Consider the following 12,708-nt stretch of genomic DNA (forward strand, 5'->3'; position numbering starts at 1 on the left):
CCGGTTTGAAGCGGAAATGGAACGGATTACGCGCTGCGGCGTGTAGGAGAGAGGCGGATTATTTTGAGTGAAAACAAGTATTACCATATGACGATCGCGGGCTGTGAACGCGACCTGCCCATTTGCCCCATCGACGAGCATTTGGACATCGCGGGTTTTGTGATGCTGGGCGATGTGGAAATCACGGAAAAGACTGCAAAGGCGCTTTTGGAGAAATGCCCGGAGCACGATGTGGTGGTGACCGCAGAGACCAAGGGAATCCCGCTGTGCTATGAGATGGCGCGCCAGGGCTGCCGCCGTTATATCGTCGCACGCAAGAGCGTAAAGGCGTATATGCGCAATCCCATCCATGTGGAGGTCAAGTCCATCACAACGGATCATGTGCAGAAGCTCTATTTGGCTGAGGACGACTACAAGGGCCTGAATGGGAAGCGCGTCCTGATTGTGGACGACGTCATCAGCACGGGAGAATCCCTGGCCGCAATGGAAGACCTGGTCAAACAGTTCGGCGGCAATATTGTGGGACGCGCTTGTGTGCTCGCTGAAGGCGATGCGGCGGACCGCAAGGATATCATCTATTTGGAGCCTCTGCCGCTCTTTACGAAATAAGGACGGCAAAAGAATACGTCCCCTGCGGACAAAAGGAACCTCTTTGAGGAGGAATGGACATGCGGCGGCCATTTGCGCTGGTTGGATTCACGTATCTGCTGGCGCAGGTGGCCGCCGTTTTTCTGGGGACCGCTTGGGCTTTGCCGGTGGCTTGTGTGCTGTTGCTTCTCATGGGGGTCACATTGCTTCTTCCGCGCTTGCGCTTGAGCATCTTTCCGGTGGCGCTCTGCGCGGCTTCCCTGGCCTTTGGCGGGTTTGCGGCCCTGGCACCGGCGGTCACTGCGCCCGGGGAGGCGTTGGACAATACGGACGCTGCGATTTCCGGCACCTTTGTCGAGGCGCCATACCGCTCCTATGACAACCGCTATTGTACGGTGCAGGTGGACAACGTGGACGGGAAGCCCGTGGACTTCCGAATCCGCCTCTCCCTTCCGGAAAGTGTGGTCGGAAAGGCCGGGGACCGCTTGGAGGGAAAGGTGCATGTGTATCTTCCGCGCGGTGGGGACGGCTTTTCCAGCCGGAACTACTATGCGTCGCAGGGGATCGCCGCATGTGCCTATCTGTATAGCTATGAACCCTATACGGTTGTCCCACAGGAGCCAGCCTCTTTTTCCCATTGGATGCAGGAGTTGCGCGCTTCCCTTGGAAAAGCAGTCGAGGCGATCTTGCCGGAGGAGGAAGCCGGCCTTTTAAAGGGAATCCTCATGGGCGATTCCTCCGGTATTTCACCGGAGCTTACGGCGGACTTTCGGACCGTCGGCCTTTCCCATGTGATGTCGGTCTCCGGGCTGCACATGACCACCGTGGCGAATTTGCTTCTGGCCAGCCTGCTGGCCCTGCGGGTCCCTCGGAAGGGAAGTGCGGCCATCGCTTCCGTTGGGGTCCTGCTCTTTATGGTGGTGGCGGACTTTGTCCCCTCCGCGACCCGGAGTGGTATCATGTGTCTGCTGTATTTAGCGGGGACACTGCTCTCCCGCCGGGCGGATTCCCTAAATTCGCTGGGGTTGGCGGTTTGGGTGCTGTGCCTGACCAGCCCCTACGCCGGTGCGGATGTCGGGTTGCTGCTCTCCTTCTCCGCCACCCTGGGGTTGATCCTGTGTTCCAACCCGCTCACAGCTTGGCTTGATGCGCGGGTGTCCGGTTTTAAATATGGGAAGCGCCTGTTCCATGCCGTCCACCTGGTTTTGGCGACGAGTGTCAGCGCGACCCTGTTTACCCTGCCCGTGATCGCGCTGACGTTTCGCAGCGTATCCGCGGTAGGGCTGCTGGCAAACCTGTTGGCTTTGTGGCCGACAACATTGCTGCTCCAATTGGGATTGGGAGCGGCATTTCTCCAGCTTTTGTTGCCGGGAACGTTGGCGGCGATGCCGTTGGCCATTCCAGCGGGATGGTTGGCAAAGCTTGTGGAAGGGATTGTCCATCTGCTTGCGCAGGTTCCCTATGCCAGTTTGCCGGTCTCGATGGGGTTCATGCTCTTATGGATTGCGGCTGTGCTGATCCTGCTGGCGGTATGTGTGTGGATGGGGCCTTCCAAACCGCTTTTGCGTACCGCCGCTTGGCTATCCTGCATTCTTCTGTTGGCGGGAATCTTTTCCTATCAAGTCTCCCGGCGGGACATCACACGCATTGCAGTGGCGGATGTGGGGAGCGGGCTGTCGGTAGCGGTGACACGCAACGGGCATGCCCTGGTGGTCGGCTGCGAAGGATATTCCACACAGTCCCTCGAGAACGAATTACAGGGGCGAGGGGTGCAATCCCTGGATGGGATGCTCCTGTTTACCCATTTTGGAGAGGAAGCGCATAACGCTGCCGAGGTGTTGGAGGACTATCCGGCCGACCGGCTGGTATTGCCGTCCGGCTACATGGACGACTTTTTGCAAGCGGAGGCGGCGGAAATCGGAGAAACACACCCGTACCGCGAGGCTGCAAAGCTGACCCTTGGAAGCGCGATCTCTGTGGAGATGGTCAACGGGGCGGCCTTGTTGAACGCGAACGGTGTGACTGTTTTATTCTGCCCAGCCGGTGTACAGGCGGAGAATTTGCCGGAGGCGTGGCGCTCGCCCCATTTTGCAGTGCTGGCACAGGATGTTGAGGGAATCGAAGCGGAATATACGGTGCTGTCCATGGACGAGTCGGATGTGGGTGATGCGGTTGCCGGAAGACAACAGGTAACGGCTACAGCGGGACTTGGTACAGTGGCCATCGAAATCACGGACGGACAAACTTGCCGGATCAGGAGGGATGCATGATGCCGGAAATCACAGAAACCGAATTCAAGAAACAGATCGAGCGAGGAACCTTCGGCTCGCTTTATCTATTGCACGGGGAGGAAAAATACCTGCTCAAGCTCTATGCAAACCGCCTGATCGAAAAAGCCTGCGGGGGTGCGTTTCAGGATTTTAACCTGCAACGGATGGACGGCGGAAGCGTGTCCATCGACGAAATGGCGGCTGCGGTGGAGGCGGTGCCGCTGTTGTCTGAGCGAAAATGTGTGGCGGTGTCCGACCTCGACGTAGAGGCGCGCAGTGCGTCGGACCTTTCGAAGCTTTATGAATTGATCGGGATGGTTCCGGAGAGTACCGTTTTGGTGTTTTATCTGCCGTCCGTCGAGATCGATTATAAAAAATCCGCGAAGTGGAAGAAGTTTTTGGCTGCGGTGCAAAAAGCGGGAAATACGGTTTGCTTTAAGCGGAAAACCCAAGCCGACGCAGAAAAAATGCTCTGTGCAGCCGCTGCAAAGCGCCATTGCGAACTGTCGCGCGCGGATGCGGGGAAGATCATCGAATATACGGGGAACGATCTGCAGGCGCTTTTTCACGAATTGGAAAAGCTCTGCGCCTATGTCGGACCGGGAAAGGAGATCACCCGCCGGGAGATCGATCAGTTGGTCACCAAAAATTTTGAAACCACCGTCTTTATGCTTTCCCGCGCCATTTTAGCAAGGCAATATGACAAAGCCTATTCCATTTTGGACCTGCTCTTTTATCAGAATGAGGAGCCGGTTTCCGTCCTGGCAGTGCTTTCCACGGCTTACCTGGATCTGTATCGCGTGCGCGCGGCCGTACAGAGTGGGGAAAGCGCCCTGGAACCGGCAAAGTATTTCGACTATAAGGGAAAGGAGTTCCGCCTGCGCAATGCGGAACGCGACGGCGGAAGATTTTCCATAGAGATGTTGCGCGAAAGTTTGGATGCGCTTTTAAATGCCGATGTCGCGTTAAAAAGCGCGCGGGGGAATCGCCGCACGGTGATGGAAACGTTGATTGCGCGGTTGCTTTTGATCGCGGAACGGGAAAAATTTGCAGAGTGAGGGGAGCGCAGTGCGTCTGAAAGTCAAAGAGGCCGTGATTGTGGAGGGAAAGTATGACAAGATCAAACTGTCTTCCCTAATTGACGGTGTCATTATCGAGACCAATGGATTTCAGATTTTTAAAGATCCGGAGCAGATGGCCATGATCCGCCGGTTGGCGGAGACACGCGGGATTTTGGTCCTGACAGACAGCGACGGGGCCGGCTTTGTCATCCGCAATTATCTTTCCAGTTCCATCCCGGCGGAACAGATCAAACATGCCTATGTGCCGGATATGTTCGGCAAGGAGAAACGTAAAGAGAAACCCTCCAAAGAGGGGAAGCTCGGCGTGGAGGGCGTGCCGGCCCAAGTGATTTTGGAGGCGTTGCAGCGTGCGGGAGCCACCTGCGGCCAGGAACCAGTGGCGTGCCCCAAACGGATGATTACCAAGACCGACCTATTTGAGGCAGGGCTCTCCGGAGGGGAGAACAGCACGCAAAAGCGCCGGGCGCTGTTGAAACGCTTGAAGCTGCCGGAGCATTTGGCCCCCAATGCCCTGGTCAAAGTGTTGAACAGCTTGATGGGGTATGAAGAATTCTATAAGCTGGTGCAGGAATTGTAGAGTGTCTGAATTCTATTGACCAAAAAATGCAAAAAAATTGATATTTTGTCTTGACATATTCTTGTAATCTATGCTATAATCATTCTCGCTGAATGCGCGAGTGCTGGAACTGGCAGACAGGCACGTTTGAGGGGCGTGTGTCTATGACGTACGAGTTCAAGTCTCGTCTCGCGCACCAAGTTTGAAACCTTGAAACCCGCATGAATGCTGGGTTTTAAGGTTTCTTTTTTTATGTTCGATCAACATTTTGATCAACAATTTTGCAAACTTGATCAACAGAGAGAAATGGGCTTTCCATTTTGTCATAGGAACTCCAAAGTCCGCCGGGTTTACCGGCGGCTTTTTCATTGCCAATTTGTTCAAACAGCAGATCGATGTATTTTTCTTAATACCAGTCCCTTTACTGAATGCCATTCTCCAGCGAAGGGCAAATCCACCAGATTGAACCGAACGATGCGAATGCCCCGCCCATATGCTCCTTTTGCACCCGAAATCATTCCATAAAAACAATCTTTTCGACACAAATAGGTTTTTTATGACTTTGTGAAACTTCCAGATTTATAGTATGATTACGATACGTTCAGGAAAGAGGAGATTGTATGGAAGATTACCGAGCCATTATTGGGGAGAATATTCGACGGCAGCGCAAACGCCGCCACATGACGCAGGAGGACTTGGCGGATCTGACGGGGATGCAGCCTTCCTCCGTAGGAAAAATCGAGCGGGCCCAGGCCAATCCAAATCTAAATACCCTCCTGCGCGTTGCGGATGCGTTGGAAATGGATTTGCCGGAATTGTTGGCAGCTCCATCCTCAGAGAGGATGAACGGGTATCTGCACAATGTCTATTTGCCAGCGCTTCCGGAGCCGAACCGTTCTGCCGCCCGGGCGCTGCTACAGGTTCTGAACGATGTTGTAAATATCGAATTGGACAGCAGTTATGTCCAATCCCTGGTGGCGCAGGTTCTTCGTTTGATCCGCCACAGCTTTTATGAGGTGATTTCTTCCAGGTGTCAAGATACGATGTATCGCGGGCTTCGGGTATACGGGATAAAGGCTACATTTTACGCGATGGGGCGTGCCGAACGGGTCAAAGTGATCCCCGACCTCTCAACAGACCGAAAGGCCGTTGAACGCTTCGTGGCGCAATTGAACCGGAATTTCGTCTCCTATGACAACTTTATGGATCTTCTTGAGGACTTTATGGGCGGCGATGAATGGTAAAAAGTCTAATACATTTCTCATCCTTCCATTATTCAAAAAATCACATATATCGAACATACTATATCATTGAGAAAAATCCGCAAAAGTACAAGAAACAAATACAATAATATACACAATTGTTTGAGAACTATTTGATGAAAATTATAGAAAATGTTATAATCAACTTGTTAGCTTTTTGGCAGCATGGAAAATTCGAAAGGCTAAACGTTTAAAAGGAAGGAATGAGAAAGAGTGAGGAAGGTAAAAAAATGGCTGGCGCTCTTGGTAGCCACAATGCTGGCTTTGCAGCCGTTGGCGTTTCCTGTATCGGCAGCGCCGGCGGATGATGTGGCTCCCCCGGAGGCCTGGGGGCCCATCCCCACGGAAACGCAGTTGCAATACCATGAGGAAGAGCTTTCCGCGTTCATCCACTTCGGCGTGAATACGTTTACCGGTGTGGAATGGGGAAACGGCCGGGAGAATCCAAACGTATTCCATCCAACAGGCTTGGACACGGACCAGTGGGTGAAAGCCCTGAAGGATGCGGGTTTTGAGCGGATCATTATGATCGGCCGCCATCACGATGGGTTCTGCCTTTGGAACAGCGACTACACCACGCAGGACGTTGCCAGCAGCACCGACTTCCAGGCAACGCAGGCTGCCAGAGGACAGTCCGGGGATGTTTTGGAGGGGCTCTCCAAGTCGTGCACAAAGTATGATATGGACATGGGCTTCTATCTCTCCCCGTGGGATGCCAACAATCCCACCTATGGATACGGGAGCGGCACGGACGAGGAAACGGATTCAAATGGCGATTACAACGAATACTACATGAATCAGCTCCGGGAAGTGCTTGGAAACCCGAAGTATGGAAACAACGGCAAATTTGTAGAGGTTTGGATGGATGGCGCCAAGGGAAGCGGCGCCGCCGCCCAGCATTACAAATTCCAGGAGTGGTTTGACCTCATCGAGGAACTCCAGCCCGGCGCAGTGGTGTTCAGCCCGTACGGTTCCACCATCCGCTGGATCGGCAATGAATCCGGCAAGGCGGGGGACCCCTGCTGGTCAAAGCTGGATCAGCAGCGCCAGAGGAACTACTACGATACGTACGGCGGCGATGAAGCGGCCTATTTGAACAGCGGCGACCCCAACGGCGATATTTGGAGCATCGGCGAATGCGACGTCTCCCTGACCTCCGGCTGGTTCTGGAAATCCGGCAAACAGCCAAAGAGCATGGAGGAGCTGACCGACATCTACTTTAAATCGGTGGGACGCGGCCAGCCGCTGCTGCTCAATGTGCCCCCGGATACAACGGGCGTCCTGCCGCAGGACTTCGTCGACCGCGTGGCGGAACTGGGGGAGACCATCCGGGATACGTTCCGCACCGATCTGACCAAACAGGACGGCGTAACCGCAGAGGCCACCGCTGTGCGCGGGAATAGCCCGGACTACGCCGCGTCCAATGTCCTGGACGACGATGCAGACACCTATTGGACCATGGATGACGGCCAAACGACCGGCAGCATTACCATCGATCTGGGCGGGACCAAGCTGTTCGACATCGTCTCCATTGAGGAGTACATCAAGCTGGGACAGCGAATCTCCGAATTTACTGTAGACGTACACACCGATTCCGGTTGGAAAGAGTTTGGCTCCGGCTATACCATCGGCGCAAAACGCCTGGTGCGCAGCACACCGGTCCGTGCCGACCAGGTGCGCATCAATATCACCGGTTCCCAGGCGGTCCCGCTGATTGAAAACGTGGGTGTGTTCAAAGCGGAGGGCGCGTTTGAACAGGAATCCGTTATGCCCGAGGGGTTGTCGATGATCGACGACCGCGAATTTGCGCGGAGCGGCAACTGGAATCTGGAGACCATTGACGGCGTCAACGAAACCGGTATGTGGGCAAATCCCGGCGCGGAAGCCAGCTTCACCTTTACCGGCACCAAGGCATGGATCGTCGGCACGAAGGACCCGAACCACGGGACCATGGATGTGTACGTGGATGGGGATTTGGTGGCTACGCCCAACGCATACCAGCCCAACCGGGCGCTGAAACAGATCCTTTATACGACGGACGACCTGCCCTATGGCGAGCATACGGTGCGCATGGTCTGCAAGAATAAGGCGACCGGTTTGGACGCTGCATTTGTATTGGACAACCAGGGCGCAGGGATGTTTGAGATTGACCCGGCCAGCTATACGGTAAACGAGGCTGGGACACAGGATGTCACCATCAAGCGCGTGGGCGGAACGGACGGGGAAGTGACCGTCGATTTCCAAACCGCACCGGACACCGCTGTCCACGGACGGCATTACAACGATGTGAGCAAAACTGTCACTTTTGAAGACGGCCAGGATACAGCGACCGTAACGGTGGAAGCCATCGAAAACACCGAAGTGACTGGGGACCTTCGCTTCTATGCGGAGATCGTCAACCCGGGCGGCGGCGCCATTCTGGGCTTTAATACCCGCGCAGACGTCATCATCAAGGACAACGACCTTGTCGACAAGAATGCGCTCAAGACGGCGATCGACGCCGCAAATGCAGAAAACGAAGGCTGGTATACGCCCGCCACTTGGGAGGCCTTTGCACAGGCCCGCGAGGAAGCGCAGGCTGTATATGACAATCCGGACGCGACGGGCGAGCAGGTCGGCACGGCGTTAACGAATCTCCAGAATGCCCAGGAAGCGCTGGAGCCGCGCGCGGCCTATACCGCGGAAGACCCGTTTGTGCTACCGAGAACCAGTGAAGGCACCAAATTGGCTGAGGCGGAGTTCTTTACGCTGGTTCCCATCTCCGGGGATAAATATGTGCGGATCGAAGAGGATGACGGGGCGAGCAACGGCAAGAAAGTCGGCTGGATGGAGCCGGGCAACGTTATCAAGCTGCCCTATGTGGCAACCAATGCCGGCACGTATACGGTGAACTGCCGTTACCAAAGCGGCCGCCTCAGCGAAGCGACGGCGAACACCATCAATTGGAGCGGCGAACACATCCAAAGCGGTTCGGTGAGCGTCTATGGCGACAGCAGCGCACCCTATAAGGAGATCCAGTTTGATCTGGTCATCACGGAGCCCGGGGCCGGCGAACTGGTGATTACAGCGGACTCCCATGCGGGCCCGAACCTGGATAAATTTGAATTCACGGCCAAGGATCTGTTGGCGAACACCTATACCATCACCGCTTCCGCAGAAGAGCACGGGATCATCACCCCGTCCGGGGCTGTTTCTGTGGAGGAAGGCGATTCGCAGACCTTTACCATGACAGCGGACCGCGGCTATGAGGTGGCGGACGTCCTGGTGGATGGCCAATCGGCCGGTGCCGTTTCCTCCTATACGTTTGAGGACGTTGCAGGAGACCATACGATTGTAGTTTCCTTCCGCGCGATGGACCATTACGGGGAGAACAATCCCGTTGTCCTGAATCAGGACGTGACACCGGTCCATGTAGAAGCAGAGCTTCTGGAATTTGGCGGCGAGGGCGCCCTTGTAGAGGAAAATTCCTATGCAAGCGGCGGGAAGGCCGTCGGCTGGCTGGGCAATTGCGGCGACCATGGCAACGCATGGCTGAACCTCTGGGTGGAGGTTCCCGCGGATGGCGTTTATGACATCACGCTGTCTTGCATGGCGGGAGCGCCGAACGTCCTCTATTATGAGAACCTCGACAAGACCATCGCCGGCAGTATTTCGTGCGAAAACACCTATCCGAACTTTGCCGAACAGACCATCCAGGTCGAGCTCAAGAAGGGCGTGGACCGTCTGAAATTCTACAACGATGAAACGTCCACCGCCAATTTGGACAAGTTTACGATTACGGCTGTACAACCGGAATTGTCCGTCATTTCTGTGACGAATCCGGAACCGCAGACCGTCGCCTATGGGACTCCCTTTGCAGAGCTGAACCTGCCGGAAACCGTAGAAGTTGCATTGAGCGATGGATCAACGGCGGATGCGGCGGTCGCCTGGGAAGAGGACGGCTATCAGCCGGAGGCGGGCACCTATACGATTCCGGGCGTCCTGACGCTTCCGGAAGGCGTGCAAAACCCGGAAAATTTGCAGGCAGAGGCAACCGTGGTTGTGGAGCCTGAGCAGGAGCCATCCGCTCACCTCTTCTTTGTCCAGTGGAATGAGAACGCGGAATTGGAAGTGGAGGGCAATGTCGAAAGCGTTATCCTAGATAGCGACAGCGTTTACAGCGCAAAGGTGATGGCGAACGAAGCGTTGCAGCTGCACTTCACGCCGGTGGACCGTGTATTCAGCGCGGTTACCTGCAATGGAGAAGCGGTCCCCTTCGAGGCGGACGGTTTCACGTACTCCGTCACCATGCCTAATGAAAATACCAAGCTGTATTTCCAATTTGTGGTGGTCAATAAGACCATTTTGAAGGCCGCTTTGGATGTAGCAAATGCAGTCACGGAAGAAGAGTTGGCCGGCCTTGCGGATACAGTAAGGGAGAATTTCCTGGAGGCGCGGGCTGCGGCACAAGAGGTATATGAGGATGATGCGGCGACGCAGGCGCAGGTCAATGAGGCGTGGAAATGCCTGATCGAAGCGATTCAGTATCTCGAATTTGAAAAGGGCGATGTGGATTCCCTCGGAAAGCTCTTGGAGATTGCATCCGAGATTGACCCCGAGCTCTTTACCGAAAGCAGCTACGAAGGCTTTGAAGAAGCGTACCAGAGCGCACAGGACGTCTATGCACAGGGTGGCGACGCTTTGAAAGCGGACGTCGAGGAAGCGTACCAGGCTCTGGAAGATGCCCTGAATCGGCTGGTCTTCCGGGCAGACCTGAGCAGCTTGCAGTCCCTGGTCGATTATGCGAATTCCCTCCATATGGACGAGTATCGTCCGGAAGGGCAGGAGGCTTTCCAAGAAGCGCTTGCCGCAGCGGAGGCGATCCTGGAACAGGGAGCGGGCGATGTCACACAGGAGGCGGTCGACGAGGCGGCTTTGGCGCTCACCCAGGCAATCAAGGATCTGCGCAAAATCCCGGATCGGGACGCGCTGAAGGACCTGATCGCACAGGTGGAAGGGATGGACTTGAGCGACTATACAGCGGCTTCCGTCCAGGCGTTGAACGCGTCCGTGCATGCAGCAAAGCAAGTTTTGGACGATCCGGAAGCAACGCCCCAACAGGTGGCCGGCGCTTATGACGACGTCGAGGAGAAAGTTGGGCAGTTGGAGACGAAAAAGCACGATGGTTCCCATTCGGGAGGCTCCAGCGGCGGTTCTTCGTCCGGCAGCACCTCTGGAACTGGTACGGCTACAGCCACAACGTCTCCTGTTATCCCGAATATCCCAGTGGCACAGACGCAAGTGTATGTGGTTTCTGACACAACGCTTCCGTTTACGGTAAAGAGAGGCAGCGCGTACTGCTTCAAGATGACCGTGATGGGAAGTGCAACAGCCGTTCCCAGCTTTACCGTGGGCAACGGAGAAGTGTTGAAAACGCAGTTTGTTGCAAAGATTGGCAACGATTACTACTTCCGCGTGTGGGCGACCGGTGCCCCGGGAAGCAGCACGGGCGTATATACCACTCTGCCGGGGCAGAACCCGCAGATGCATTGTGTGGTACACGTTGGATAAAGCGCAGCATACAGGTACTCCCACAAGTACCTTTGATGGTTTCATTTCCTTGCTCTAACGGCTATCCTTTCAAATAGCCGGGCATAAAAACAGAATCCCTGGTCCAATATCCGGACCAGGGATTCTGTTTGTTATAGGGGATCGTGCGGGTGTAAATTCGATTTGTATCGTTGGATCGATTGTTATGTGTGGATCTTTACAATGTCCATATTGATCTTATGCATGGCGACACATTGCACCAAGCCAAATCCAAAGTAGAGGCACGCAGCGGAAGAACCGCCTGCGCTGAAAAAGGGGAGGGTGACGCCCATCACGGGGAAAAGGTTGAGGCACATGCCCAAATTAAACGCCATCTGGGAAGCGATCATCCCAAAGAATCCATAGCAGATGCTGCTGCCGAGCGGTTCCGTGGCATGGCGCGCGATGTGGATCGTGCGCACCAGCAACAGAAAGAGCAGTACGATAATCAGCATGCAGCCGATAAAACCAAGCTGTTCGCCTGCCACGGAGAAGATATAGTCGCTCTGTTGGACAGGGACGCTGCCCTTTTGTACGCGCGAATCCGGCGAGAAGAGGCCACGGCCCCACAACTGCCCGCTGCCGATCGAAATTTTTCCCTGCAACTGCTGTAAGCCCTTGCCCGTGGGGTCGCTCTCCGGATGCAGGAAGATCGTGAAGCGGTCCCGCTGGTAGTCGTCCAACAGGTATCTCCAGACGAATGGAAAGGCCACGCCAATGGCGGCAAACAGCCCGATGAAATAGCGGAGCTGCACGCCAGCCCCGAAGCTCATCGCCAGGAACATGCAGAAAAAGATGGCGGCGGAACCGGCGTCTCCCTGCAGCTGGAACATCACCGCGACCGGAATCAAAGCGTGGAAGCCCAGGAGAACTACATGCAATGGGCGCTCCAATAAACCGCGGTCCTTTAATACGGATAAATGCTTGGAAAAGGTGAGGATAAACCCGATTTTCACCAGCTCGGACGGCTGAAAGGTCCCCAATCCGGGGATGCTGATCCAGGCGCGTGCATTGATGCCGCCAGAATTTTGCACCGCGATGCCGAAAAAGTGCGTATAGATCAGCAGGAAAATACAGAAGCCCGCGATGATATACCATAGGTTTGATAAATCCCGGTAATCGATGAGGGTAATCAACCAGGCGCCGATATAGCCGATCAGAATGGCAATCAGCTGGGTGGCGAAGTACGAACGCCTTCCCGCAGGGGAAGGGACGGTTTTCAAAAGCAATAAGCTATATGCAGAAATTGCGAGCATCACCAGCCAAAGGAACTTGTCCGCCCGCTTAAAATAATCCAAAAAGGATTTTCCCAATCGTTCCATTTGTGTACCCCTTATATTATGTCTCTATAGCCCCGTGTACATAGCTGCGAGGCCCGTATA

General features: G+C 55.1%; 7 protein-coding genes and 1 tRNA gene. 7 read left to right on the forward strand and 1 reads right to left on the reverse strand.

Annotated features, from left to right (window positions below; all coding sequences use genetic code 11):
• Nucleotides 1-87 precede the first annotated feature (87 nt).
• The 7 genes from I2G69_RS01245 (at nt 88) to I2G69_RS01275 (ending at nt 11,308) form a co-directional block, all read left to right on the forward strand.
• A complete protein-coding gene (locus I2G69_RS01245; protein ID WP_191362275.1) occupies nt 88-609 on the forward strand; it encodes a phosphoribosyltransferase family protein in 522 nt (173 codons plus the stop codon).
• A gap of 59 nt (nt 610-668) precedes the next feature.
• Nucleotides 669-2,858, forward strand: a complete 2,190-nt coding sequence (locus I2G69_RS01250; protein ID WP_195560064.1) for a ComEC/Rec2 family competence protein — start codon at nt 669-671, stop codon at nt 2,856-2,858.
• On the forward strand, nt 2,858-3,916 hold the full coding sequence (gene holA / locus I2G69_RS01255) for a DNA polymerase III subunit delta (protein WP_191395246.1): 1,059 nt from the start codon (nt 2,858-2,860) through the stop codon (nt 3,914-3,916). Before I2G69_RS01250 ends, holA begins: the two co-directional genes overlap by 1 nt.
• Before the next feature lie 10 nt (nt 3,917-3,926).
• Nucleotides 3,927-4,517 carry a toprim domain-containing protein gene (locus I2G69_RS01260; protein ID WP_330610096.1) on the forward strand — a complete coding sequence of 197 codons (591 nt, stop codon included), beginning with the start codon at nt 3,927-3,929 and terminating at the stop codon, nt 4,515-4,517.
• 94 nt (nt 4,518-4,611) lie between these two features.
• Nucleotides 4,612-4,695 (forward strand) — tRNA-Leu (locus I2G69_RS01265).
• 421 nt (nt 4,696-5,116) lie between these two features.
• On the forward strand, nt 5,117-5,740 hold the full coding sequence (locus tag I2G69_RS01270) for a DUF6514 family protein (RefSeq protein ID WP_195450452.1): 624 nt from the start codon (nt 5,117-5,119) through the stop codon (nt 5,738-5,740).
• A 231-nt stretch (nt 5,741-5,971) separates the two neighbouring features.
• Nucleotides 5,972-11,308: an alpha-L-fucosidase gene (locus tag I2G69_RS01275; RefSeq protein ID WP_195560065.1), complete on the forward strand. Its 5,337-nt coding sequence runs from the start codon at nt 5,972-5,974 to the stop codon at nt 11,306-11,308.
• 182 nt (nt 11,309-11,490) lie between these two features.
• On the opposite strand, the gene I2G69_RS01280 is transcribed toward I2G69_RS01275, so the two are convergent.
• Nucleotides 11,491-12,648 (reverse strand): FtsW/RodA/SpoVE family cell cycle protein, encoded by a 1,158-nt coding sequence (locus I2G69_RS01280; RefSeq protein ID WP_087232737.1) that lies wholly within the window; start codon nt 12,646-12,648, stop codon nt 11,491-11,493.
• Nucleotides 12,649-12,708: the final 60 nt, after the last annotated feature.

The organism is Anaeromassilibacillus sp. D41t1_190614_C2 (assembly GCF_015558525.1).
GTDB classification, from domain to species: domain Bacteria; phylum Bacillota; class Clostridia; order Oscillospirales; family Acutalibacteraceae; genus Anaeromassilibacillus; species Anaeromassilibacillus stercoravium.

Excerpts from the sequence above, each read along its gene's own strand:
- I2G69_RS01245 (WP_191362275.1), top strand. The coding sequence starts at position 88 with ATGACGATCGCGGGCTGTGAACGCGACCTGCCCATTTGCCCCATCGAC.
- I2G69_RS01250 (WP_195560064.1), top strand. The coding sequence starts at position 669 with ATGCGGCGGCCATTTGCGCTGGTTGGATTCACGTATCTGCTGGCGCAG.
- holA (WP_191395246.1), top strand. The coding sequence starts at position 2,858 with ATGCCGGAAATCACAGAAACCGAATTCAAGAAACAGATCGAGCGAGGA.
- I2G69_RS01270 (WP_195450452.1), top strand. The coding sequence starts at position 5,117 with ATGGAAGATTACCGAGCCATTATTGGGGAGAATATTCGACGGCAGCGC.
- I2G69_RS01280 (WP_087232737.1), bottom strand. The coding sequence starts at position 12,648 with ATGGAACGATTGGGAAAATCCTTTTTGGATTATTTTAAGCGGGCGGAC.